A 26,410-nucleotide genomic window follows, 5' to 3' on the forward strand; every position below is an offset into this window, starting at 1 on the left:
ACCTGCATCCGAGCCGCAACGCGCGGCACGGCGTGCGTCACTTGATCTCATCCATGACGCGCTCCACCTGTTCAAGCGTGAACGCGATGTCATGATCGGTATGGGCCGTTGACATGAAAGCCGCCTCGTACTGGCTGGGAGCCAAGTACACCCCCGCTTCCAGCATGGCGCGGTAGTAACGCGCGTACCGCTGGGAGTCGGAAGCGCAGGCGCTTTCGTAATCGGTCACGGGCTCGTCGCTGAAGAACACCGAGAACATGGCGCCGACGCGGTTCACCTGCACGGGAACGCCCGCGCGCCCAGCGATGCCCTCGATACCGGCCGCCAACGTCTCGGTCGCGTCGACCAACCGCTCGAATACGCCGGGCTTCTGCAACAACCTGAGCGTTGCAAGGCCAGCGGCCACTGCCAGCGGATTGCCCGAAAGGGTACCCGCCTGGTACACCGGGCCCTCGGGCGCGAGGCCGCGCATGAGCTCGGCTCGGCCCCCGAAGGCCGCAAGCGGCAGCCCTCCGCCGATAACCTTGCCCAAGCACACCAAGTCGGGCAGCACGCCGTAGTAGCGCACGGCTCCGCCCCTGTCCACGCGGAAACCCGTCATCACCTCGTCGAAGATGAGCACGGCGCCTTCCGAAAGCGTCAGGGCCCGCAGGTCGAGCAGGAAGCCGGGATCGGGCGGGACCACGCCCATATTGCCTGCGACCGGCTCCACGATGACGGCGGCGATCTTCTCGTGATAGCGATCAAACAGATCGGCGACGCTTTGGCTGTCGTTGTAGCGAGCCACAAGCGTTTTCTCGGCCACATCCGCCGGCACGCCGGCCGAGCTCGGCACGCCGTTCGTCAGCGCTCCGCTTCCGGCTTTCACCAGCAGACCGTCCGAATGACCGTGGTAGCACCCTTCGAACTTCACGATGTAGTCGCGACCGGTGGCGGCGCGCGCCAGGCGCAGCGCACTCATGGTGGCCTCGGTGCCGGAGTTCACGAACCGCACCATCTCCACCGCGTCGCACGCCTTGCGCACCTCGAGCGCCAACTCGGTCTCAGCCTCGGTGGGCGCGCCGAACGAACAGCCCGCCTGAGCCGCTCGACACACGGCTTCCACCACCTCAGGATGCGCGTGACCACAGATGAGCGGACCCCACGAACCCACATAGTCCACATAGCGGTTGCCGTCCACGTCCTGCACGTGCGCCCCTTCGCCATGCGCGAGGAACAACGGAGTGCGGCCGACGGCGCGCGCCGCGCGCACCGGCGAGTCCACCCCTCCGGGAATGACCTGGCACGCGCGCCGATAGGCCTGATCGCTCTTGCACGTTTCGAGCATGCGCTCCTCCTAGTCTTCCGAAATCCAGCGGGCGGCGTCCAAGGCGTGGTAGGTGATGATCATGTCCGCTCCTGCACGCTTGAGGCTCAAAAGCGACTCCGTGACCACGCGCCTCTCGTCGATCCAACCCTGCGAGGCAGCAGCCTTCACCATGGCGTACTCCCCGCTCACGTTGTATGCGGCCACCGGCAGCCCGCTGGCGCGCTTGGTGCGGTACAGCACATCGCCGTAGGCGAGCGCCGGCTTCACGATGATCAGGTCTGCACCCTCCTCGACGTCGAGCATCACCTCGCGCAGCGCCTCGTCTCCGTTCGCGGGATCCATCTGATAGGTGAGCCGATCACCGAACTGCGGAGCGGAATCGGCCGCCTCCCGAAAAGGACCGTAGAACGACGATGCGAATTTCGCCGCATAGGACATGATCGCCACGTCCTCGAACCCGCAACCGTCAAGCGCGTCGCGAATCGCCGCCACGCGACCGTCCATCATGTCGGACGGAGCCACCACATCGGCACCGGCCCTGGCATGCGAAACGGCCGTGGCGGCCAAGAGCGCCACCGTCTCGTCATTGAGGACGCGGTCGCCCTCCACCACGCCGCAGTGACCGTGAGTCGTGTACTCGCACAGGCACACATCCGTGATGACCGTCAACTGCGGGCAGCGCCTCTTAATGAAGCCCACGGCCTGCTGCACCACGCCGTTGTCGCACCAAGCTTGCGTGCCTCGATCATCTTTCGACGCGGGCAGACCGAACAGCAGCACAGCCGGTATGCCCAGACCCTCCACCTCGTCGATCACCGATCCCAACTGATCGACCGAATAGTGAAACACGCCGGGCATGGAAACTACAGGTTCCCTCACCTTTTTCCCGCTGCACACGAAGAGCGGGTACACGAGGTCGTCGGGTCGCAGGTTATGCTCCCTCACCATGGCCCTCAAGCTGGCGCTGCTCCTCAGACGACGAGGACGCTTTCGCATCATCATCGCGAACCCCCTTTCCAAAGGGAGCAGATGGCGTCCACCAGCCCCTCAATCGTGTACTCATCGGCTTGCACGGCGGGCTCGAGACCCGCATCGCGCAGGGTTTTCGTGGTCACCGGCCCGATGGAGCACAGCGCCGCGTCCCTCAAAAGCGCCGTGTCGCCGCCTAGGCAGGCCAACAAGTTCGTCACCGTCGATGAACTGGTGAACGTCACGGCGTCCACTCGTCCGGCGCGCAGCTCGGCTGCCAGATCAGGCGCCCCCTCGCCCACCGCAATCGTGCGGTAAGCGGCCACGTCGTCCACGTGCGCACCGGCCGCCTCGAGCATGCGCGGCAGCACGTCGCGGGATTCCTGGGCGCGCGCCACCAGCACGCGCTGACCCGGTCGCACGGACTTCGCAAGCTCCTCGGCCAAACCCTCCCCGCAGTACTCGCGCCCCATGCCCACTCGCGTGATGCCGTGGCGCGCAAGAGCGGCCGCCGTGGCCGGCCCGATGGCCGCCACCTCGGCGTCAGCCAACGCGCGCGCGTCGCGCCCAGCCCCATCGAGCGCCTCGAAAAACGCCTCCACCCCGTTCGCGCTTGTGAAAACGACCCATTGGTACGCCTCCACGCTCCGCGCCGCCCGAGCAAGCGGCTCGGAGGAAGAGGGCGGGGCGATTTCAATGACAGGAAACTCCGTCACCTGCGCACCGCGCGCCTCAAGCGCCCGCGTCAAACGCGACGCCTGACGACGGGCGCGCGTGACCACGACGCGCCTGCCGAACAACGGCTTGCGCTCGATCCACTGAATCCGCGGACGCAACGCCGCCACCTGGCCCACCACCACAACCGCAGGATTCTCCACGCCCGCATCGCGCACCGCATCAGCGATGCCGTCCAACGTGCCCTCGACGGTGCGCTGCTCGGGCCACGTTCCCAAACGCACGACGGCTGCGGGAGTCGCGCCATCCATGCCAGCGCCCATCAGGCCCTCGGCGATCTCGGGCAGGCGCTCCATGCCCATCAGGAACACGAGCGTGCCCCCGAGGCGCGCCGCCTGGTCCCACGGAACAGCCGGCTCCTCCTTGCCGGCACGACCGTGCCCGGTGATCACCGTGAACGACGACGCCGTCCCTCGATGCGTCACGGGGATGCCCGCATAGGCGGGAGCCGCCACAGCCGACGTAACGCCTGGCACCACCTCGTACGGGATACCGGCAGCCCGCAGCTCCTCGGCCTCCTCGCCGCCGCGCCCGAACACGAACGGGTCGCCGCCCTTCACGCGCGCCACCACGTTTCCCTCGCGAGCCAACCGCACGAGCAGGCCGTTGATCTCCTCTTGGGGCATCGCGTGGCTACGCGGGCCCTTGCCCACGTAGATGCGCACAGCATCCGGTCGCGCATGATCGAGCGTGCGCGGCGACACCAAGCGGTCGTACACCACCGCATCAGCGCACGCGATGGCATCGCGTCCCTTGAGCGTGAGCAAACCCGGATCGCCCGGGCCGGCGCCCACCAGGTACACAAGCGGCTTCGAACTCGCATGCGCCATGCTACGCCCCCCGTCCTTCGGGATGCGTCAACAACTCTGCGGCACCGCGTGCCAGCGCCTCTTCCGCAGCCTCTCGCCCTACGACCTCGGGGTCCTCCCCTATATGCGACACCCTCACCATACGCGTCCCATCCAAACTGCACACCATGCCCAAGAACCTGATGGTGCGGCCGACGCACACAGCCAAAGCCCCTATGGGGGTTTGGCAGCCGCCTTCGAGCTCGGCCAGAAACGTGCGCTCGGTACGAGCCGCGCGCTCGGAGTCTCCGTGGTTCACGGCCTGCACGAGCTCGGCAACGTCGGCGCGGTCGGCGGCGACTTCCACGGCTATGACGCCTTGGCCCGCAGCCGGCATGACCGCATCGGGAGCCAAATACTCGGTGATGCGGTCGCGCCATCCAAGGCGCGCCACGCCAGCTGCCGCCAGCACGATGCCGGCCATGCCCTCGTCCTCCTGCAGCTTGCGCCAACGAGTTGCCAGATTGCCGCGAATGCTCACGCACTCCACGTCAGGGCGCATGCGCCGCACCTGGGCGGCACGTCGCAAGCTCGACGTGCCCACGCGCGCGCCTTCGGGCAGCTCCGCCAGCGTGCGGCCCTCTTTGCCCAAGAACGCGTCGCGCGGATCGTGACGCTGGCAGTACGCCCCTATGGCAAAGCCGTCGGGCAACGTGGTAGGCAGATCCTTCAGGCTGTGCACGGCGGCATCCAGGCTTCCATCGCAAAGCCCTTGCTCGATCTCGGCCGTGAACACGCCCTTGCCGTCCACGAGCGGCAAGGGCGTGGACAGATCTCGATCGCCCGCCGTATCCAGAGCGGACAGCTCAACTTCAAGGTCGGGGTGCGCCTCGGCCAGACGGTCCTTCACCCATTGCGCCTGCCACATGGCAAGCTCGCTCGCCCTCGTCCCGATGACCAAGCGCTTCATGATGCACGCTCCTCCGCATCGTCCCGCATGGCCGACGCCGACGAAGACGCCGTTTCGGGCTGCAAACGAAACAGCTCTTGCAGCATCGCAGCATACGCACGGCTCTTCTCGGTGCCAGCCAGCGCGTTCATGCGGGACACTGGATCGTGAACCAGCTGATGGGCGATAGAGGTCGCCAGACATTGCACCGTCTGTTTCTGAGCCGGAGTCAAATCCGACAGTTTGGACATGGCGCGCTTGAGCTTGTCGGCCTTGATGCGATCCGCCTTGCGGTACAGCGCATCGATCGTGGGCGCGTACGCAAGGGAGTTCTGCCAACGGGCGAAATCCGCCACGGCCTCGTCGATGATCTGCGACGCCTTGCGCGCGGCGCGCACCCGCTCCGCTTGGTGACGATCCGCCACGTCGCGCAGCTCGTTGATGTCGTAGCAGCTGACATGAGGGATGCTGCGCACTGCGGGATCGATGTCGCGCGGAAGGGCCATATCAATGCACAGCAAAGGACGCTGCGCGCGCCGCTCCATAACATCCGCAAGCTGATTGCGCTCGACGAGGAACCCTTTCGCCGCCGTGGCCGAGAACACCACGTCGGCAACCTCCAGGCACCGCTCCATCTCGGAAAGGGGGCATGCGTCGAAGCCGTATTGTTCGGCCAGCTGTTGCGCCTTGCCGAGCGAGCGGTTGGACACCATGGCAACCGAAACGCCTTGCGCCACGAGGTACTTCATGGTCAGCTCGCTCATCTCGCCAGCGCCCAAAATCAGCACGCGCTTATCCTTGACGCCGCCCAACTCGCGCACGGCCAGATCGACCGCGATGCGCCCGATGGACGTCGAGTACCGTCCGATGCGCGTCTGCGTGCGCACCTTCTTGCCTACCGAAAGCGCCCGCTGGAACCACACGTTGATGATCTTGTCAGCAGCGCCCGCGCTGCAAGCCGCCTGGTAGGCGCGCGACACCTGGCCTGCTATCTCGCTCTCGCCCATGATGAGCGAATCGAGCCCGCACACCACTTCGAACAGATGGCGCACGGCGCGCTCGTCGTCGTAGGCGTACAGCAGCGAACGCAGCTCCTCGGCCGTCGCGGCGCTTTCACCGTCCAGCAGGCAGTCGCACAGCCGCGCAATGCCCTCGTCCGCGCTCTCGCACACTCCATAGAGCTCCAAGCGGTTGCACGTGCTCAGCACCACAACTCCAGCAAGCCCCGCAGCCGCCTTGAGGTCGCGGGCCCGCTGCGCGTTGCCCGAATGATGGACGCTCAAACGCTCGAGCGCCTCAATGGAGGCACGCTTGATGTTGAGCCCTACGACGATGGTATGCACGATCCCGCCTCCCTCTCTCTTCTCGCCCGCGCGCAACGCGGACGCGCCTCGCTTTCCGACCGCGCCTTAGGCGCGAACCCGACCGTCGCCGCTCGCGCTGTCCCAAACGGGACGCACGGCCCTGCGAAAGCCTACAGAAACTCGAGATAGGGCTTCTCCATGCTGGCCAATCCGTTCACCATGAGCTCCACCAGCCCCCCGTACTGCACGTTGTACGTTTTCGTGACCTTGTAAACCTTCAGAATGTCGCGGATGGTGCCCTTGCAGTTCGAACACGGCGCACATACGTACTTCACCGTGTTTTTGTCCTCGAACTCCTCCGGAAAAGCATTGATGATCTGCGCGAATTTCATGCGTGCGCTCACCTTGTCGCGGAAGTCGCCAAAGTTGTACGAGTTCATGATGGCGAACCCGCTGCCACCACCGCAGCAGTAATTGTCCACACCGTGCGGAGTCATCTCGCGGAATTTCGGCGCAATGGCGCGCAAGATCTCGCGCTGAGGTTCGACGATGCCCATTTGCCGCACGATATTGCACGGATCATGCAGCGTCACCGGAAAGTCGTTTTTCGACGGATCGAACTTCAAGCGGCCCGTGCGCACAAGATCGGCCATCATCGGCAGGAAGCTCTCCACCGGCACTCCGCGCTGCGCGCTGTCGGCCATACGGTCCGCGCCCACCACCGACGCCTTGTGGGCATGACCGCACTCGCCCACCACGATGCGCCGCACGCCCAGCTTTTTCGCGGCTTCGAACTGCCCCATGGCCACGTTCTTGGCCTGCACATCGTCGTACCAAATGCCGTAGTTCACGCTGTCGTAGCCCATCATGTCCGAGCTAAGCGTCCAGTCCACGCCAGCCTCGTCGAGCAAGATGGCGAAAGCAGCGGGGTTCTCCGGCCAAGCAAGGAACTCGCCGGCATTGTGCATGAGCAGCACATCGGCGCCCTTCTTGTCGACGGGGAACTTGATCTTCCTGCCGGTTCGCTCTTCGATGTCCTCCTCGATGAATTCCAGCGTATCGAGCAGCGCCGCCTTGGACAGGCCCGTGGTAGAGCCCACTTTCAGCTGCAGCTGCGTGCCCTTGTCATGCACGGGAGTGGGGGCCAATCCCAGCTCCATGCTGAATATCTTGCGTATCTCGCGCGCCAGCATGCCGTTGTCGAGCCCCATGGGGCACACCTGCGCGCAGCGACGGCACAGGTTGCAGCGATAGGCCAGTTCGCCCAAGCGCGCGATCGTCTCCCAATTCAGATCCACATCGCAGCCCGCGAACGACCCCAAAAGCCTTCCCGATGGCGTGAAATACTTCTTGTACAGCTTGCGCAGCACATCGGCACGGAAGATAGGACGATATGCCTCGTCGCCGTTGGTGGCAAGGTAGATATGGCACGCCTCGCTACACGTGTTGCATTTCGCACAGTACTCCATCGTCAGGCTGAGCGGCTGCATGTACGTGCCGTTAGCATCTTCGAACAGCTTTTCCAATCCTGCGAGAAACTTTCGGCACAGCTCTTCTTCCTCGGCCTTGGTCTCAGGACGCTTCATGGTGTCGATGGCGCACATGCCGTCCACCGAGCAGCAGTTCGTCTCTGCCCATTCCGGCTTGGGGGACTTGAAATCGGGCTCGAGACCGTTTGCGTCATACGGCGCAGGCAGCGTCGCCAAATCGTCCAGTTCGCTCAGCAACCCTTCGCGACGCGAGATGTCGGACGTCTTGAGGTTTTTGTGCTCGAGTGCCATCGGTTATCCTTTCAACGTCTCCGAGGATGGCTGCGCGGGCTTCGAGGCCGACCAGCCGGTCTGCGCGGGCCGAGCCGCGGCCTGCTGGAGCCGACGCTCGACATCGCTGCCGGGCAGGTTGGGATCGTTGTCCCACAGCACTTTGTGAAACGCGAAGAACTTGCCCACGTAGTGGCTCATTTTGGAAAGCGGGATGTACAAGAAGGCGATGCCTAGAAGCACCAGATGAACGACGATGATCGGAGGGAGACCCTCGGCCTGCAACGTGAGCACGCGCTCCGCCACGACGAAAGGCGACGCCTCGAACATCCACACGTACGCGCCCGTCAGAAGCACCGACAGCAACAGCACCAGATTCACGTACTCGAGCGGCGTGGTGTACTTGACGAGCACGCGATCGGTCGTACGGCGCACGAGCAGGATCACCGTGCCGAGCAATCCCAGGGCAAACCCCACGGCACCGACGATCCACGTTCCGGTCACGAAGAAATCAGGATGCCAAAACACGCTGATGAGCAGCAGAATCGACCAACCGAACAGCACGTAGAAGCCCATGTGCATGGCAAACGACCCCACCCACAGCGCACGCTGATTGACGTACAGCTTCTTGATGAACAGCATCTCCTTCAGGATGTCCTTGAACTCGTTCACCTCGTCGAGCTGCCGCGGCTTCGTCCACCACTCGGGCTCCTCCATGTAGGATCCGCCGTAAGCAGCACGGCCCCCGCCTTCGCGAGGCATCGGGTACAGATCCAAGCGCGCATGAATTCGCATGCGGGCGAACTGCGCCGCCTTCCTTAGGGAAAGCGCGAAAAAGCCGATCATGGCAACGATGATGAACACCGACACGATCATGTCGATCGTCATGGCGAATCGCCCCCTCACGTCTGTCCGTCCGAACGTCGCCTTGGCCTGTTCCCCCCGCGGCGACGCAATTCGGCTGTTTCAAAAGTACGCCCCCGTTGCCAACGTGTAAAATTCGGTTTTGCGATCATGGCATAAAAAGAAGCTATGACCTGATGCGCCTTCACCCTCCGACGAGGTCTTTTCGCCTCCTCATGGCAAACCCAACCATGATCGTCGCCAGGCTTTCTTCTTGCCTTGGCGCGGGCCTCCGCCCTGTTCGATCCCCTCATCGCTTGCATGAGGAACCCCGCGATTGAAATTCCGTATGGCGCCCGCAGTCCTTTTTATCGTCAAATGATGGGAACAGCGCGTATATTTCTCTTATCCGGACGCGAATCGTCATCCAGAGTCTGTCGTCTGCTCGCCATAGCGCTAGAGGAGCATGATGAGTTCGTTAGAGGAGTTCCTGGTTTTCAACGACGTCGCCTTCACAGGCAACATCACCCGCACGTCCGAACGGCTGCACATGAGCCAACCGAGCGTCAGCATCCACATCCAGAACCTCGAGAAGGAGTACGGGGTCCGTTTGCTCAACCGCACCAATCGAGGCGTCACGCTCACCGAAAGCGGGGAGGTCTTCTACGGCTACACCAAGGAAGTGGTGCAGCTCATATCCGAAGCCCGCGAGGCTGTGCACAAGATGTCCAGCGGATACCGGGGCATCCACATCGGAGCCACGTTCACCATCGGCGAGTACATCCTTCCGTATCTGATCCAAGAGTACTGCGTCGGCAACCTCGAGCATCGCATCGACGCGCGCATCGCCGACACCGAGACCCTCACGCGCGAGATCATGGACAAACACCTGCACATCGCGCTTATCGAAGGGCCCGTGCCGGAGGAGCCCAATTTCAACGTCAAGACGTTCTGGCGTGACGAGCTGGTGGTCGTGGTGCCGACGAGCCACCCGTGGAGCACGCGCGAGACCGTCAGCTTCAGCGAGCTGGCCACCGAAACGATCATAATGAGGGAGCAGGGATCCGGCACGAGGAAGGTTATGGAAACGGCGCTGTCGCGCAACGGATTCAACCCGCGCGACCTGCATATCCGCTTAGAGCTGGGAAGCACGCAGGCCATCAAGCAAGCGGTGCTGTGCAACATGGGAATCGCCATCATCTCGGTTCTGACCGTGCAGGACGAATGCCGACAGGGCAAGATGGCCGCCTTGCGGGTGCAGGACTGCTCGTTCGCGCGCGATCTCAGCATCCTTACGCACTCCAGAGGCGCCTTCACTCCCGACGAGCTGGCCTTCATGCTCTTGCTGCGCGACCAGCACCGCCTGGGGGAGATACTGCCCGCCCCCTCTGTGCCCTAAGCGAATCGCCCAAGTTCGCAGGGATCCGTCGCAAGGGGAAAGGCCGCAAGAGATCATTGTGAATCCAGAAGGGAGATCCTGATGAAGGTCGGAGTCATCCGCTGCATGCAGACCGAGGACGCATGCCCCGGCGAGGGCTGCTTCCAAGCGATGGACGAGCGCTTCGGCGCGTTCGAGGGCATAGATGAGGACATAGAGATAGTCGGGTTCGTCTCGTGCGGCGGCTGCCCTGGCAAAAAGGCCGCCTTCCGTGCCAAAAACATGGTCAAACGCGGAGCCGACACCATCGTGTTCTCGTCCTGCATCACCAACGGCACGCCTATCGGATATCCCTGCCCCTTCGCCAAGAAGATGCGCACGGTGGTGGAAAAGAACGTGGGCGGCGCCATTCGCATCCTCGACCATACGCATTAGCCCTCGCCGTCAAGCCGAGGTCGGGAGGCTCCGCGAACCCGCCGCCCAGGCTGGCCTCGCCAGCCATCGCCCCGGACGGGTCCAAGCCTCGCCCAAGCCCCAGAAAGGCCCGGGTCCCATCCCGGCCCTTTCCCGTGATGCGCCGGCGCGCAGGGCGCCGCCGGGCCCCTTGCCGGCCAGGCGTGCACGTATCGGCGCATCCCCAAAACCCGCCAAATCCGCGAGGCGACCTTGGGCGGGGACGTCGTCGGCCCATGCGGGCCGTCCGCCGAAACGAACGCCTGCCGTCGCATGCGAACCGTCCGCAGCGGTCTCGATCGCCGCTGGATCTCCCACAATGTCGACCGCCGCTTCGAAAGCCGACAACCGCGCCGCAACCACCGAAGAGCCCCTTGCCTTGTCCGGCGAAGGGCGGTCAAACACTCCGAAACGAGGTTAAGCCGAAACGGCCTCTAAAGAGCGAAGCACGTTCACGAGCGCGTCGTCGGGACGATACCGCAGGCGCAAGCTGAGCAGGCTGCGCGCAACGACGAACACACCGGCGTTCGTCGCAGCGACCGCTCCAGCGCCAAGCGCATCGAGCACCTCCTCGCTAGGAGCGACCGGAATGCCGAGGCGAGCGAGCGCGATGTCCACCTCCTCGCGATCAGGCATCGTCTCGCCCGTCTCCTGGATAAGCTCTTGCAACTCAGCGCTGACCTGCAACACGAAAGCCGGTGACACGGAAAGGGACTTCACATAGCACGCCGCGCCCGCATCCGGCTTGCCCGCCTTCCATAGCACGTAGGCCAGCTGGTAATACAGAAGGGCGATATCACCCGGCTGCACGGCAACGCGCAAGCCTTCCACCAGCATCTCCGCCGCATTCTCCATATCGCCCACCAGCATGTAGGCCCGCCCGAGCCGGCAGAAACCCGCTGCGACCGTGGGGGCCATCTCCACGGCACGCTGACCGAATCGGAGCGCCTCGTCGGCGCGCTCGAACGAGTGCTCGAGCAAGCGCACGATCTCGAGATGGCAGAGGTAGAACGAATCCGGAACAAGGACGACGCGCTTGTCCGCATCGCGAGCGACGCGTGCGATCACAGACGCATACGCCCCATCGAAAGAAGCTTCGCCACGATAGGCGCAAAGGGCGCGATTGTAGAGCACGCGGCTCGCATACAGGTCGAACGAGCGGTAGACCTCGGAAGAGCCGTCCGAGTACCCGTCAAGCGCAACGGCGTCGGCGACAGCGCCGATGAGCGCGTTTGCAGCCCCTTCGGGATCGCGCGGGGCAAGCGTTCGAGCATGTGCGAGCGCCGCCAAGCAGCGATCCTCTCCGAGAAACCTGCCGACCACGGCGTTCTGGTCGCCGACATCCACCTCCCCTTCGGCGAGCGCCGCCATAAGGCGCATGCAGGCGGAGACCGCGCGGGTGTCGGCTTCGGCAACAGCGCGGTCCTGGGCCGTGCGCACGATGCGTATGGCTTCGGTGATGTTCGGCGCCCTCACGATCCGATCCGCCAGGCCCTCGCCCGCGCGTCGCAGCGCGGCATCATAGCTGATGCGCATGTCGCCGCATCGATCAGTCCCCAGCGCTTCCCGAGCAGAATCCGGCAACAGAGCATCCTCCGCCTCAGGAAGGTCGCCGCGCAGCCGGGCCGACGGCAACGTCCGCAGCATGCCGAACGCATCGGCCTCAGGAAGGTCGAAGCAAGCGCCGAGCCTGTGAAACAGGGGCTTCGGATCACCCGCACGAGCCGCTCCGAAACCATCCGAGGCCTCGTACGTCGCGCGGTCAAACGCAACCTGGTAAAGAGCCGGACCATGCGCCCCCTGCGGAAACTCCTCCGCACGCGCGATCCCCTCTGCGCCTTCGGCGTCCTCCGGGCAGGCAATCGCACGCGCGACCACCTCCACCCGTTGCACCGCAGACGAAGCCTCGAACGCAATGCTCGCCAGCATAATGCCGAGATGCTCGGCGTAGCGAAGCGCCTGCGCTTCGCGCGCCCCCGCGTCCGCTTGTTTCCACGACCCCTCCAAGTCGGACCGCGCCGACTCGACCCACGTCCACGCGGGCATGAGCGATGCATCGGGCACCGACGCGTCGAACGCGACGACGCCCGCCGACAGGTCGGCGTCAACAACGGCTTCTAAGCGCACGGGCAGTCGAAGCCGCTCGAGAGCGCCGCCCACAGCGCAGCGAAATCCCCATTCGCCATCGCGCGGTGCGGGCGGCGCATCCACGACCTGATCGAGGGACGGGCGCTGCACGGCCACCGTCTCGACGAGATACGTGTCCCAACGCGCGCAATCGGCATCGGTCGCTGCCGTGGCCGCATCGCCGAACGCCTCGGCCACGAGCAGAAAACGATTGAGCGACGCCTCGAGCGCCCACACCGTGCGCATCTCGATGCCCGCATCTTCATCTTCGACGGCCAGGTAAAACGTGTTCGCATAGCGCGCGGTGCGCACGAGACGCAAAGCTCCGTCTTTCGCGCCGCGCTCGCGCACCTCGCCTAGGCCCGCCTCATCCAGCCACCGCGCCAGACAGCGCACGAGAGCCGGCGGACGATACGCGGGGTCCGTCGCCGCTTCGCGCACCTCGGCCACGATCTTCTCGAACGCAACAAGGGGCTTCTCGGAGCGCAACCAAGAGAATACGCCGGCCAATCCGCGCTCGGGAACGTCTCGTGCGCCAAGTTTGGGGCGATGGACAAACGCAAGATACGCACGAGCCAGGGCATCGACGTACGAAAGCTCCGACGCGCAAGGCCCGAAATCGATCCAAGCATCGAACAGCTGGTAACGGTTGCGAACGCAGCAGTACTGCGCGACCTCTCTCACGCCGTCTTCCGCATGCAGTTCGACGCATCCGAGCTCTCCATCCGACCCCGGCTGGTCCTTCCAGCGCACGAACGCCAAATCGGGCTCGCGAGCCGGAGGGACGGATAAGGCCGTGTTCGTCGAGAACACACGGCCATACGGATCGAGGTAAGCGAGAACCACCACGTCGTTTTTGCCGAGGAACTCGACCACGTACGCACCTCCCGTGGCAGGAGTCGCAATGCCGCCTTCGATCCACCCGTACACCGCATGCTCCGACGAGGAGGCTCCGGGCACCGGCGGCACCGCGCCCGCCAGAACCCTCCTCTTCGCTCCGAAAAACGCGCGCCCCTTCAGATGAAGCACTGCGCTTGCCTCTGGCCGTCGTCGCACGTCGTCGCCTTCCTTTCCGTCCGGCAGCAGCATAACATGACCAAGCGGCGACACAAAGCGGACATGGGCGACACTACGGAATCGCACGCAGACCGCAAGGCGGCGACCGTTCGAAGCGCGGCATGCCATCGCACCGCCACGGAGCCGACGCCCTGCAGAGCCGCCATGCGAGCAACAGCCCGCTTTTTGGTCGCGAAATCCCGTTCTGGCACGCACACCGTCACTTTACCCTCCCTTTTTCCCACATGCGAAACGCGCGGCAAGGAAAACCGCAGGTCGCCGCATTCTCGATAGAGCACGGATGGCCGCATCCGTGCCAGAACGGGAATCCGCGGCCAAAAACGAGGGGATTCCCAACATGGCAGGGCCTCGCGACCCACCGTGCCAGGAATCCCCGCCACTGGAATGAAGCGCAACGTCCGCAGCACCGCTTCCCGATGCCGCCCGATCATCGGCCCACGCGATCAGTGATGATGGTTGCAAGCCTGATCTGCACCCATGATGGGCGCTTGCCCAGACGCGACGAGCTTAGCGGCATCGCCCACAACGGCATGCTCGTTGTCGAAGTACACGGTGATCCCAGCTTGGTTGAAGCCCATGAGCGGACGCATGCCCATACCGGCCGCCACGATGGCATCCACCCCCGCGTCGGCCAGAAGGCCCACCGGCCGCAGGCAACCTCCCTCCTCATGCGGCGGGTTAGCGACCTCGGTCGTGCCCGTGATCTGGCCGTCTGCGATCTCGACCACCGTGAAGCAATCGCAATGTCCGAAATGGCCCGCCCTTTGGGAGTCGAGCCCTGCCGCGCCCATCGTGGGAACGGCCAATTTCATCGTCTCGCCCATTTTCGCCTTCTTTCTCCGGAGCGTTCGCGCCCCGGTGCCTTAGTTGCCACGCCACGCCTTCGCCGCGAGAAACCGTTTGAAAAGCACGGCGACAGCCCCACGTCGGTTTCGCAGTTCCAAGAAACATGCCCGTCTCCAATGGAGACGCAATCCCGAACCACGATTTTCAGCCTACTGTCAAGTGCCGCCGAAGCCCCCGTCCGGATCCGCAGAATCGTCGCCTGCATCGGAAATCCTGGATTCGCGCGGCATGGACGCATCCTGCAACGTTTTCAGGCCGCCCTCCAACAAACCCACCAAAAGCTCGTCCAAACGCTGACGGTCGCGCAGGGCGTCGAGCCATTGCTCGGCAAGCTCCACGCCTTGATGCGTGAGCTCGTACTCGCGTCTGCGCGGACCGGACTCGTCGTCGCACCAACGCGAGACGACCGCGCCCTCCTCCTCGAGGCGGCGAAGGCTCCGGTACAGGCCGCCCACATCCACGTCCACCGCGCCGCCCGTCTTCTCGAGGATGGTCTTGCGCATGTCGTAGCCGTAACCGCCCGCATACAGAAGCGCCGCAAGCGCCGCCGGCTCGACGAGCGCACCGCCCCCTCCGCCGCGCCTGCGGCAGCACGGCCTGCGCACGGCAGGAACCGACGCGGGCAACGCAGGGCCTCCGTCTGGCACGGAGGAGCCGCACGAAGCCGCGAATTCGCTCCCATCGTCCAACGTGGTCCGCACCTCCTTCTCCTCCGGTCGTCCGAACCCGCTTTTCACTTATATGCCGACAACATATATACTCCCGAAACATGTATGTTGTCAACATATACTGCGACGAAACACACCTGTCACAGCGCCGAACGCCGGAAAAGCCGAAACCGCGGCTCCCCATCTTCTCTTCTCGACTGATCGACACTGGCAAGTCGGCGCCTCGCAGCGTCAGCCGCGGCAAGGCGGAGAGAGGCCGCTCTGCGGAGGCGGCAAAGCGGAATAAGGTCGCTAGCCGGTTCGTTGGAATGAGGAAGAACCGCAGATGCGCTCTCACGCAGAGAGGCGCCGCAACCGTCGGAACGGTGCAGGCGCCTCTCATCGAAGCTCTTTTTTCACCTGCGCATTTTCATCTGCGCATGCGGCAACGGGCGATCATCGCGGCCGCCACGACGGCTGCGACGGCCGCTGCGACCAAAAGGACAAGGTGAATTCCGGCATCGCCTGTTTTGGAAAGCCCGCCCTCGACGCTGCTCCCACCCTCGTCCTTTTTGGCATCGTCCTCGACGACGCCGTCCTCGACTGCGCCGCCTTCGACGCCGGTGTCGACCTCAACGCCGTCGCCCCCATCCGCCTCGGAACCGGAGCCGGGCGCCGAGCCGTCTCCCGGCCCGGGCTGCGGGTCAGGTTCGGGCACCGGTCCCACCTCCTGTTCAGGTGCGAAAGACCAGACGCCCCGGAGGACGAAGTCGCTGCCGGGGACGGTGGAGGGAGGCTCGCTCCATCCGACGAACGTCCACGTGCCCGACCCTTTCACGACCACCTCGGTCCGTACGGGTTGCGGCGCGGAGAGCGCCGCGCCCGCCGTGAAGGACTGCGCCGTCGGCAGCACGTCAAGAACCTCCTGAGGCAATTCCTGCCCGTCTTCCGCGGCGAATTCGAACGTGGCCGTAACAACAGCGGCGTCGAGCAGCACAGTCGTCTCGGCGCTCACGTTTCCGGCCGCATCTTGCGCAGTCGCGGAGACGCTTCCGCCAAACGCCACATCGAGGCCCGAAAGATCGATGGCTCCCTCGAAGACGCCCTCGGCCGCACCAGCCGCATCAGCGGCACCGACGACCTGCTCGGCCAACAGCGTGCCGTCAGCAGCGCGCACCGTCCACGACACCGAGCTCACGCCGCTTGATTGCCGCACGTTCGCGGCGGCGGGGTCGCTCGCCTCGAAGAGCACGGACGACCCGTCCTCGCTGAGCACGAGGGCCACTTCGGGGGCAGTGCGATCAATGCGCACCTCGGTCGCAAGCGCTGCACTGCGGGCGCCAGCATGCCGTAGAGCATCGGCGGCCGCAGCGAACGTCAGCGAAGCCTCCGTAACGCCCTCTGCGTCGACGACGACCGAGGCGGCGAACTCCCCGCCCTCTTCGGCGACGAGCGTGTACGGGACCTCGCCATCAGAGAGTTTAGCAGACGGGCTCAGCTTCACCATCCCGCTGTTCGTCCACGCGCCCTGCGCAACAGGATTACCGTCCGCATCGAAGGCCTCAAGCCAATCGCCTTGGGGCACATCCTGCTTCACCGTGAGCGTACCGGTCTGCACGGACACGTCGTAGCACGCGTGCACGTTCTCCGGGATGGCCGTCACCGTATACTCCCCCGGCTCCATCGGCTGCTCGACCTCCACGCCAGTGGCCACGTCGGCGAAAGACAACGTCCAGTTCCCCACCGCGACGTCGTTCCCTACCACGGAGCCTCCCGAAAGGCTGGGAACGAAAACGGATGCGGGATCGTAGGTCTCTCCCGCGTAAATTTCGGCAGAGGGCACCTCGTAGGACAAACTGCGCTTGCCCACCGTTATCGGTACCCGTTTTTCGGACACGCTCGTCTCGGCCGCGGAAGAAAGCGGCCCCGGACGGCTCTCGACGGCGTACAGGCGAACGATGAGCTCGGTGGAACCCGCCGACACCGGCACGATCGATCCGTTCTCGATGCGAGCGACGCCCTCGTCGGCGATCTCGTAGGTGTAACGGTAGATGCCGGCGGAGTCGCTCGCAGGAAGCTCGAACGTCTGCCCTTCGCCGTACGCGAACTCGATGGGGTCGATGTCGAACGCATCGGACGGAATGTCGTCGCTCGCGAATCCGACGGAGCTGGAATTGCAGCGGTTGTCGTAGGCCACCACGCTGTAGACATGATCCGCGCCGTCGTTTGGCGGGTTGACATCCAGCAGCTTGTCGCCGTAGCGATCGTAGTCGATGAGCTGTCCGTCGCGATACAGCTCGTATCCATTGGTTGACGCGCTCAAACCGTCCACGGCGGGCATCGTGGCGGTCACGGGAATCTGGCCATCGGCGTTTTTCTCCCCCACGAACACGATGGGCGCGACCTCCATGCCGTACTCGTCGTACGTTTTGCGACCGACCCCGTCATTGTTCGCGGAGTCGATGGTGAAGTACTGAACCTTGCGCGGAAGAGAGGGGTACTGCGAGCAGAAGTCCTTGACCTCCTGGGAGACGTTCGTCTTGCCCATCGACTCCACGTACTCGGCGAAGTTGTAGCCCGTGCTCATCGTGTGCGCCACGATGATGCGCATGGCTTTGTCGGCGGTAACGTTCGTGACGGCGCTCGCATTCTCGCGCAGGATGCGCATCGACGTGCCGAACGCCCCGTACCTGCCCACCTGCTCGGCCAGCTCTGGCGTGTAAGGGCTGGAATCGAAATCGTAGTCTGAGTAATCCCACTCATCGAAGAAATGCGTGCCCAGCCACCACATCATGGGGTTGTAGAAGCTGTCGCTCACGCCGCTGACGACGGCCTTCCCCTGCGGGTTGCGCGCGTTTTCTTTGTTGAGGGCGTAATGCTTCGTCAGACAGGTGTTCTTGATCTGGGGATGGTAATCCTCCCAATGAATCTGGCCGTCTTGCCGGTACTTCCCGAGAATGCCGTAAAACACGCACTGCACCGAGTACACGTTGTTCGTCTGCTCAGTGATGACGGTGTTTCTGTTGTCCAGCATATGGCCGTACTCGTGCGACATGCCCCAAGCGTACATTATCTGACCTGAGAGGAACTGCGCCGCGGAGCTTTCCGGCATATGAAAGTACCATCCAGACGCGAACATCGTCGACGGCTTTGTCACCGTGCTGGTGAAGCACGTATGCACGCGCATGGCGCTAGGACGATGCACGGGGTTGGGATCGTTCTCGTCAAAGCCGTCGAACCTCCACAGCATCTCCAGGCGCTCTTGGATGGCATCGTTCGATTTCTCGATGTAGGCAATGGCGTCGTCAACGCTGTTGATGGAGGAGTACATGTCCTTTGCAGCTTGAGAACGCAGACTGAACTGGGCATTCCCGTTATCGCCCATCTGGATGGCCGTCATGTTGGACGCACCCTCCGAAACGCGCGTGCTCTCGTACTCGCGGATCTCCTGCACGTAGTCCCAGAATTTTTCGGGATGCTCCGTGTCGTGGATGTAGTACGGATGCCTATGCAGAACGGTGCCGGCGATAGGGTCGTTGCCCTCTACGTTGGCGTCCGACCCCTCGAAGCGCACCCTCACGCCTGTATCCTCCGCGGAATCGTTCGCCACGAACAGCATCCAGCCTTTGTTCTGCCCGGGGTTGATGGTGATCTGGTTGGGGCCGTTTCGCAAGCCCGACTTGACGCGTCGACTGAGGAACTCGCTTTTGTTGCTGGAGGTCTCGCCCACCTGGCGCCACACGAGTTTGAGCTTGTCGGGGGTTTTCGCGCCATCGACGTACAGCGTGAACGTGCCCCCCTCCGGCTTGATGTAATACCCCGTGATATCCAGGTTGTCGAACTGGAAGCTCTGCCCGGTCCTCCCGATATCCGCGACCGGATCCCCCAGCGCCGACACGTCCATCACCGACGCCGCCATCTCGTCGTAATGCTCGGCAAGATGGGCTTTTTGACGCTTGACCCATTCCAGACGTGCAAGCCTGTCCTCCGATTCCTGGGAGTCCACGCCCTCGTAGAACTCGGTGACCTTCCGCTCGATCTCGGCGAAACGACCGTCATCGGCGATCTCGTCCTTGAACGTGAAACCGAGGTTGTCGGCGAAGGGGTTGTCCAGGAGGTCGAAGCACGCCTGCATGTCCTCGCTGGCCACGTACAGCGCATTGTCCCTGCTCTCCAGAGGAACCACCAGCCCGTCGCACAAAAACTTGATGGCGCTGCGGTTCGGTTCGACCGTCGCTCCGTCAATGAACGAGATCACCTTCGCGCCCTTCGGGTACGCCGCGCTTCCCCCGGCGACGAAGATGAGCGGCGAGTCCTTTGTGGCGCCGCCCTCGCCGATGTTCTGCGTGAAATTCACGATGGCGTTCTTGTCGATGACGATCCTGTCGCCGCCCTCGACGCGAGCCGTGCCGCCGATGTTGAGCGTGGCACCGCCGTTGATATGCAGGCCTGCCGCGTTGCCAGAGCTGTTGTTCTTGATGACTCCACCGGTCATCGTGAACGTGCTGCCGCTGACGTTGAGAACGCCGTCCGAATACTTCGTGCTGTTGCCGCGTATCTCGCCGCCAGTCATGACGAACGTGCCGCGGTTGGTTCCCACCGCCTGGCTGTAGGAGACGCTGCCACCGGTCATGACGCCACTTTTGAACTCTATCGTACCGGTTGCCTTGTTCGAGAAGATGGCGTTGCGGCTAGCGTAGCTGCCGGAAATCGTGGCACCGTCGATGACCAGCAAGCCCTCGTTCTCCAGCATGCCCCATTCGTGGCCGGATTCCTTGTTGTTTACCACTTCGACGTTGGAAAGCAAGTGCAGTTCGGAATTCACGCGCGCCACGAGCAGCGGATGGGATGCGTTTCGGTTCTCGCCATCGAGCGTCAGCGTGGCATCTTCGGCGCCTTGCACCTTCAGGACGGTGTTGCCCTTTGTCTCGAAAATGCCGAAGCCCAAGACCCCCTGCCCTTCGGAGCGAACGATAGCGGCAGGCGCGCCCGGATCGGTCTGGAGCGTCACTGTGCCCTTGTTCTCCAAGACGACCATATCGGTCGCGATGCTTCCGGATACCACGACGGCATCCCCGTCTCCCGCCGCATCGAAAGCGGCCTGCAGGGTACTGAACACCTGTTCTTCGCCCGAGGAAGGACGCAGCTTGATGGAGGCTTCGGAATCGACGGACGCCGGCTCAACCGTTTCGGCTTGATCGTTGGACTCGAGGGAGGCTTGCTTATCGGGCGCAGCCGGATCGTTGCCTTGCGCGACGACGAAGGGGAGCGAGCTTGCAGAAGCATCATCGAACGCAGAGGATGCAGTCGGCGCGATCGAGGTGCAGGAGTCGAGCGCAGTCGGCACGTCGAGCTGTTCCTTAGGAGCGGAGTCGGACGTTTCCCCCTGCACGTCGGACACGACCTGCGCGTTGGCGACCGCAAGAGCGGACGGCGTGGCATAGGCCGGAAACGTCAAACCGACCGACAAAGCCACTGCGACGGTGGCGGAGAGAACCTTTTTGCTTTGATGCTTCATGCGCACCCCTCATCCGTGCAAACGAGACATTCACGCGCATGCCCTCTGGCAATGCAATCTTAATAGTATAAGTTTAATACCATATAAAAAGCAAGAGAGGGCTCAACCTGCACGCCGAACGATGGCGGACACGCGGCGTCATGCAGATGCAAACTCGTGAACAGGGAGTATGGTGGGTAGGAAGCGCCGCATTTGGGGCAACTGCCGCACACGACACGGCGAAGCGAGCGCGATCTCGCGATGATGGCATGCGCGTTTTCGCAGACACCTATCAGCGTCGATACGATCCCCCCTTTGCCGCAGGCAGCGCCCCTCCAACCCCCTTCTTACGCGCAGCAGCCTTCCCGATGATTCGGGTAGGCCGCATAAAGGCGCACGAAACAGGGTTTGCAGCCTTGCCGCCACGAGGTCGCCCATGGTCGGGGGGGGGGCGATCAGCTTGTCGGCCGGGGCGCCGGGGCCCTGACGTCGCCGATGCGCCAGCATTCGTCGAGCGCGGCGGTCACCGCACGGCAGATGTCGTCGGCGGCCTCGCCCATATCGAAACCGCAGCGCAGCATCATCTCGACGGACAGGATCTGCGCGAGCGGACCCGCGGCGCCCCACCCCGGGAACTCGCGATCGGCATCTGCGCGTAAAACGCCCCTACGCCAAACGCGTCAAGGGCCCGAGGCCCTTGACGGTTCGCGTCGCGGCAGGAAAGGAAAATGAGACCTGCCGCACGAGCTGACGCCGAAAGACACAACTTACAAAACCGATGCCGCAATCTCTTCGGCGGCCAGCACGCCGGACGTGTGAGCCCATCCCACCGTCTGGCCGAGGGCCCAGTAATAATCGTTGTGCATCGTTCCCACCGTTTCGGTGCCAACGGCATACAGGCCTTCGACTATCGCTCCCGGTTCTATGCCGCGCACTTCCATTTTGGACGTTACGCTCAAATCGCCACAGGTGCCGAACGGCGTGGGCGCCATGCGTACGGCGTAATACGGACCAGGGCCATAAGGGACCAAATACTTTGCGCCTTTGAAAAACACCGGGTCCTCGCCCGCTTCGCACAACTTCCCATACGCCTCGAATTCCTCGGCGAAAGTCCTCGGGTCCCAGCCAACCGCCTCGGCGAGCTCCTCAGGCGAGTCTCCCTTAAACAAGACGCCGGCATCTTCCATCGAAGTCAAATACGCATCGTCCACGGTTCGATCACTTTCCTTCAAACCGTCTACGGCCGCTTGGTCGGCAACGACGAACAGCCACGGCTCGTTGTACGACACCCCGTTCGCGCCGCCATACGTGGGCACCCAGCAAAACGCGTCTTCAGAATGGAAGCGCCGACCAATCTGGTTCACGTGCATACGCGCTTTTGCCGGGTCTTGCATCACGTTGCCAAGCGCCTGCACACCGCCAGGGTACGAAACATAATTCGCATCGATAGGATACAGCGTGTCTACGCAGAGGATTCCCAAATTCCAAGGCTTAGCGGCACCGGCAGCCCATGCCATCTGCGCGCCCTCGCCATTGTTGAGCACAGGATCGCGACCGAGCAAGGGGACCTTTGCGTACTGCTTGATCAAATCCTCGTTGGCGCCGTACCCGCCCGAGGCGATGACCACGGCTTTGCCCATGAAATCCACGGTATCGGCACCGCGCTTGGCGCGCAGGCCGACAACCGCGCCCTGCTCGTTTACGATGAGCTCCGTTCCAGTGCAATTGGAATGGAGCTCCCCGCCCGCCGCGCTCACGGCGTCCATCATCTTGCCGTAGGTTTCCTCGCGATTGCCGCCATCCTTCGGCGGTTGCGAGATGCGGTATGCGCTTCCGGACAGACCGTTCGTGCTCGGAGTTTCCTTCATATCGAACTCGAAGCCGTATCCGATAAGCCAGTCGACCACTCGCCCGCAGTTGCGCAGATAGGCGCTGAGCACCTCGTGGTCGCAGTGGTAATGGACGGCCTCGAGCCATTCTTTGTAAAACGCCGGCACGTCTGCTTCAAGGCCTCGGGAAAGCTGGTACTCGCTGTTGAGCGAGATGTAGCAGTTGCCCGACGCGACCATCCCTGTTCCGCCTATGGCGGAGGTCTTCTCAATGACGAGCACCCTGGCGCCCTCTTCAGCAAGGCGCGTCGCGCACGCGATGCCTCCCGGGCCGCATCCGAGCACAACGACATCGCCTTCGAACGACTCGGTCGGAGCCTCCATGGAGCCGACCTCCTGCACAGGATAGGACTCGCTTCCGTTCGCTTCGCCTGGCCCAGCATCGACTTTCATCGTTTGCGGCGAGCACCCCTCGAGCAAACCGACTGACGCCGCCCCGACTCCAACGGTGCCCAAGGCGGCCCCTTTAAGGAAGCTTCTGCGTGAAAGATTCATGGTATCATCCCCTTCAAACGAGTTCTTTTTTCGCTCGATCCGAATCGGCGTCGCCTTTCAGACGCCCGCTCTCCGAACCTCGCATAGCTCGAGTATGGCGTCTCGCCGAGGATGGCGCACCGTCCCAACCGGTTGGTTTTGCGGAGCCTGCGAAGAAAGAGCCTACCGACCAAAAGGGGTGGTATATGGCTCAAAACGGAATTTCAACAGGCATTTCTAGGATGTTGCTCCTCTTTTCCTGCCAGCTTGCCACCTTGGGACTCCTTCGCCAAACCCCGTCGTATTCGCTTTGGAGGGCAGAGATCGAGGCGTACCCCACGCTGAGCCTTTGGCTCGCTCGCGTCCTTTCCGTAATCGTCCTCGTTGCAGCCATCGCCGTTGTGCGCCGGGGAACGCGCCCGCTCGACCTTCGGAGGATGCTGGGCGCGAGCGGAATCATGCTCATGACGGGAGCGACGGTAACGCTGTATGCATCTTCGAGCCTGCCCGTCTATCTAGCGGGGCAAATCCTCATAGGCAGCTCGCATGCATGGGTGCTCGCTTGCTGGGCAGATCTCCTATCCCGGCTAAAAGCAACGACGCGAAACCACTGCATCGCCCTTTCGGCCCTCATCGCCGTCGTCTTGTTCACTTTGGTGGGGCTTGCCCCATGGCCGTTTCGAGCTCCGATTTTCCTGGCCATAACACTGGGGAGCATCGTTCCTCTCCTCTCGTCGCGATATGCCGCTCCCTCTGAACCGACCTCAGAAAGCTCGCATGCAGTGCGACGGGCTTCCTCCCGGCCCACATCGCTGCGAGAGGCCCTCGCGAACCTGCCTGCTGAGCTCATCATCCTCATGGCTAGCTACGCGATGGTGTTTCGCATACTCGTGTTTTTCGATTTTCCCGTGCACGATGAGCAGCTGCGTTTCGTCTATGCCTCCCTTTTGCGCATCGGCGGGATGGCGCTATTGTTAGCGTACATGGCTCGCACGCGATTCGAGCCCAGCACCAGACAGATCATCTTTCCGTTGCTGTTCCTCACCGTCGTCGGCGTAGCGCTGCTTCCGCTATCGAGCGAGTTCATGTCCTCGATTTCAGTGGCCATCATCGAATCGAGCTGGACGTTCTTCTACACCATAATGTGGTTGGTCTTGTTCGAACTGGGCAAAGGACGCGACAAGGATCCCTTATTCGCGTTCTTGGGCGGATGGACGGTTATGAACACGCTCTTGCTGGCCGCCGCCCCTCTGGCAGCGCTTTTCAAAACCCAAGTAAGCGAAGGAGTGCTGTCGCTCACCGCGCTCGCGCTGGTGATCGTTTACATGCTGTCGGTGGGCATGCTATTGCTTCGCAAAAGGCCGATCCCGTGCGCACGCGAAGAAGAGGCGCTCCGCGCTCCAGGATGGAAAGAAGGACAGGAGGCGTACTTCCGGGCTACAGCCCATCGCTACGGATTGACAAAACGCGAAACCGATGTGTTCGAACTGCTCGTTCAGGGCTACAGCTTGCCCGCTATCGAGGAGAGGTTCGTGCTTTCGCATAGCACGGTCAAAGGACACGCGCGCAATGTTTACCGCAAATTCAAGGTGGACAACAAGCAGGAGCTCATCGAATTGGTCAATCGCTTGCGAACGGAAGAGAGCGTTTTCTAGGACGATCCTCGCCTGCCTGGCGGCGGCCATCGGCCACGGGGCGATCAACGGGTTCGTGAGCGCGGCGGTGCTGTTCTCGGCGACGGGCGGCAATCCGTTCGTGGGCCTCCTGCCCGTGGGCATCATCGGCGGCAGCGCCTTCATCGTCGTGGCGGCCCTCATGCTGTGGGACCTGCATCGCCGCGAGAAGGCGGGCACGCTCGACATGCCGAAGGCCGGCCTGCCCGACGGCATGACGAAGGCCGACCTGGCCCGCGCTCCTAGGGAGCAGCCCAGCGGCTAGCACACGAACGGATGTTTCACGTGAAACATCCGTTCCCGCCCAACGGAAAACGGGTCCCGATCTGCCGCCAGATCGGGACCCGCCCTGTCCGTGCCTGCCGCACCGCCGGACCTTCCGATCCGCCGGGCCGCCTTCTTCTACAGGCGCTCCACCACGAGGTCGCCCATGGCCACGGTGCCGACCAGCTTGTCTGCCGGGGTGTCGGGGCCCTTGATGTCGCCGGTGCGCCAGCCCTCGTCGAGGACGGCGGTCACCGCGCGGCGGACGTCGTCGGCCGCATCCTGCATGTCGAAGCTGTAGCGCAGCATCATCTCGACGGAGAGGATCTGCGCGAGCGGGTTCGCGATGCCCTGCCCCGCAATGTCAGGCGCGCTGCCGTGGCTGGGCTCGTAGAGCGCCGTGCCGTCGCCGAGGCTGGCGCTGGCCAGCATGCCGAGCGAGCCCGTGATCTGGGCCGCCTCGTCGGAGAGGATGTCGCCGAACATGTTCTCGGTCACCACGACGTCGAAGTCGGCCGGGCGGTTGATAAGCTGCATGGCCGTGTTGTCCACGAGCAGGTCCTCGAGCTCCACGTCTGCGTACTCCTCGTCGTGGATGCGGTGCACGATCTCGCGCCACATGCGGCTCGTCTCCAGCACGTTCGCCTTGTCGACGCTCGTCACCTTGTTGCGGCGCTTGCGCGCGGCTTCGAAGGCTTGGCGCGCGATGCGCTCGACCTCGTACTCGCGGTACTCGAGCGTGTCGTAGGCGCGCTGGCCGACAGCGCCGTCCGTGCCGCAACCTTCCTCGTCGTAGAAGCGCTCGCGACGGCCGAAGTACAAACCGCCGGTCAGCTCGCGCACGATCATCATGTCAACGCCGTCCACGATCTCGGGCTTGAGCGTGGACGCATCGGCCAATGCGGAGAAAATCTGCACGGGACGCAGGTTCGTGTACAGGCCGAGCGCCTTGCGGATGCCCAGCAGGCCCTGTTCGGGGCGCGGCTTCGCAGGATCGGTGGTGTCCCACTTCGGGCCGCCGACGGCCGCCAGCAGCACCGCGTCGGAGGCTTCGGCCGCGCGCAGCGTCTCGTCCGGCAGCGCGGTGCCCGTCGCGTCGATGGCGCACCCGCCGATGAGCGCCTCAGTGTAGGAGAGCGTCGTGTCGTACTTCGCGCCCACCGCGTCGAGCACCTTCACGCCTTCGGCGATGATCTCAGGCCCGATGCCGTCTCCGGGAAGCAGGCAGATGGTGTAGGTTGTGGTCATGAGTTCCTCACTTTGCAGGTTCGATAAAGTCGGCGAGGGTTTCTGCGGTAGTCCGGATCGTGGGGAAGGCGAAGGCGGCGCGTACTTCGGTACGCGAGCCTTCGGATTCGCCGCGAGGCGGGCCGCCCCAGAAAGCCGCAGCGTCGAGCCGTTCCGCCGTTCGGCAGAACGGCGGAACAA

Annotated in this window: 18 protein-coding genes; 4 read left to right on the forward strand and 14 right to left on the reverse strand. The window is 63.5% G+C overall.

Annotated elements, in window-relative coordinates:
* Positions 1–37 precede the first annotated feature (37 nt).
* The 7 genes from hemL to B5F40_RS01505 all read right to left on the reverse strand — a co-directional run bounded on the left by hemL (position 38) and on the right by B5F40_RS01505 (position 8,702).
* A complete protein-coding gene (hemL, locus tag B5F40_RS01475) occupies positions 38–1,327 on the reverse strand; it encodes a glutamate-1-semialdehyde 2,1-aminomutase (protein ID WP_087192612.1) in 1,290 nt (429 codons plus the stop codon).
* A gap of 9 nt (positions 1,328–1,336) precedes the next feature.
* Positions 1,337–2,311, reverse strand: a complete 975-nt coding sequence (gene hemB, locus B5F40_RS01480; protein WP_087192613.1) for a porphobilinogen synthase — start codon at positions 2,309–2,311, stop codon at positions 1,337–1,339.
* Positions 2,308–3,843 (reverse strand): uroporphyrinogen-III C-methyltransferase, encoded by a 1,536-nt coding sequence (gene cobA / locus B5F40_RS01485; RefSeq protein WP_087192614.1) that lies wholly within the window; start codon positions 3,841–3,843, stop codon positions 2,308–2,310. The genes hemB and cobA overlap by 4 nt, the downstream gene beginning before the upstream one ends.
* A gap of 1 nt (position 3,844) precedes the next feature.
* Positions 3,845–4,771 carry a hydroxymethylbilane synthase gene (gene hemC / locus B5F40_RS01490; RefSeq protein ID WP_087192615.1) on the reverse strand — a complete coding sequence of 309 codons (927 nt, stop codon included), beginning with the start codon at positions 4,769–4,771 and terminating at the stop codon, positions 3,845–3,847.
* Positions 4,768–6,093 carry a glutamyl-tRNA reductase gene (gene hemA / locus B5F40_RS01495; protein ID WP_162610849.1) on the reverse strand — a complete coding sequence of 442 codons (1,326 nt, stop codon included), beginning with the start codon at positions 6,091–6,093 and terminating at the stop codon, positions 4,768–4,770. Before hemA ends, hemC begins: the two co-directional genes overlap by 4 nt.
* Before the next feature lie 131 nt (positions 6,094–6,224).
* A complete protein-coding gene (locus B5F40_RS01500) occupies positions 6,225–7,835 on the reverse strand; it encodes a (Fe-S)-binding protein (RefSeq protein ID WP_087192617.1) in 1,611 nt (536 codons plus the stop codon).
* A 3-nt stretch (positions 7,836–7,838) separates the two neighbouring features.
* Positions 7,839–8,702, reverse strand: a complete 864-nt coding sequence (locus B5F40_RS01505) for a respiratory nitrate reductase subunit gamma (RefSeq protein WP_087192618.1) — start codon at positions 8,700–8,702, stop codon at positions 7,839–7,841.
* 421 nt (positions 8,703–9,123) lie between these two features.
* On the opposite strand from B5F40_RS01505, the gene B5F40_RS01510 reads away from it, so the two are divergent.
* Positions 9,124–10,056 carry a LysR family transcriptional regulator gene (locus B5F40_RS01510; protein WP_239442842.1) on the forward strand — a complete coding sequence of 311 codons (933 nt, stop codon included), beginning with the start codon at positions 9,124–9,126 and terminating at the stop codon, positions 10,054–10,056.
* Positions 10,057–10,137: 81 nt separating this feature from the next.
* Positions 10,138–10,470, forward strand: a complete 333-nt coding sequence (locus B5F40_RS01515; protein ID WP_087192620.1) for a CGGC domain-containing protein — start codon at positions 10,138–10,140, stop codon at positions 10,468–10,470.
* Positions 10,471–10,905: 435 nt separating this feature from the next.
* Here B5F40_RS01515 and B5F40_RS01520 read toward each other — a convergent pair whose 3' ends face one another.
* From B5F40_RS01520 to B5F40_RS01545, 6 genes are all read right to left on the reverse strand, one after another.
* The gene (locus tag B5F40_RS01520; protein WP_239442843.1) at positions 10,906–13,644 is read right to left on the reverse strand and encodes a hypothetical protein; all 2,739 of its coding nucleotides are present in this window, start codon (positions 13,642–13,644) and stop codon (positions 10,906–10,908) included.
* Between the two features lie 491 nt (positions 13,645–14,135).
* The gene (locus B5F40_RS01530; RefSeq protein ID WP_087192622.1) at positions 14,136–14,516 is read right to left on the reverse strand and encodes a NifB/NifX family molybdenum-iron cluster-binding protein; all 381 of its coding nucleotides are present in this window, start codon (positions 14,514–14,516) and stop codon (positions 14,136–14,138) included.
* A gap of 177 nt (positions 14,517–14,693) precedes the next feature.
* A complete protein-coding gene (locus B5F40_RS01535) occupies positions 14,694–15,239 on the reverse strand; it encodes a PadR family transcriptional regulator (protein WP_239442844.1) in 546 nt (181 codons plus the stop codon).
* A 376-nt stretch (positions 15,240–15,615) separates the two neighbouring features.
* Positions 15,616–20,703 (reverse strand): SHIRT domain-containing protein, encoded by a 5,088-nt coding sequence (locus B5F40_RS01540; RefSeq protein ID WP_087192623.1) that lies wholly within the window; start codon positions 20,701–20,703, stop codon positions 15,616–15,618.
* Positions 20,704–21,137: 434 nt separating this feature from the next.
* Positions 21,138–21,266, reverse strand: a complete 129-nt coding sequence (locus B5F40_RS16520) for a hypothetical protein (protein WP_342395009.1) — start codon at positions 21,264–21,266, stop codon at positions 21,138–21,140.
* 183 nt (positions 21,267–21,449) lie between these two features.
* On the reverse strand, positions 21,450–23,066 hold the full coding sequence (locus B5F40_RS01545) for an FAD-dependent oxidoreductase (protein WP_087192624.1): 1,617 nt from the start codon (positions 23,064–23,066) through the stop codon (positions 21,450–21,452).
* A gap of 836 nt (positions 23,067–23,902) precedes the next feature.
* Between B5F40_RS01545 and B5F40_RS16125 the strand changes: the two genes are divergently transcribed.
* Positions 23,903–24,700 (forward strand): response regulator transcription factor, encoded by a 798-nt coding sequence (locus B5F40_RS16125; RefSeq protein ID WP_162610850.1) that lies wholly within the window; start codon positions 23,903–23,905, stop codon positions 24,698–24,700.
* A 55-nt stretch (positions 24,701–24,755) separates the two neighbouring features.
* Entirely contained in the window at positions 24,756–24,983 is a 228-nt protein-coding gene (locus B5F40_RS01555) for a hypothetical protein (RefSeq protein WP_239442846.1), read from the forward strand.
* Between the two features lie 137 nt (positions 24,984–25,120).
* Here the strand turns inward: B5F40_RS01555 and leuB are convergent, their stop codons facing one another.
* Positions 25,121–26,230, reverse strand: coding sequence for a 3-isopropylmalate dehydrogenase (gene leuB, locus B5F40_RS01560; protein WP_087192626.1), 1,110 nt, complete (start codon positions 26,228–26,230; stop codon positions 25,121–25,123).
* Positions 26,231–26,410 lie beyond the last annotated feature (180 nt).

This window comes from Gordonibacter sp. An230, assembly GCF_002159915.1.
Taxonomy (GTDB): domain Bacteria; phylum Actinomycetota; class Coriobacteriia; order Coriobacteriales; family Eggerthellaceae; genus Rubneribacter.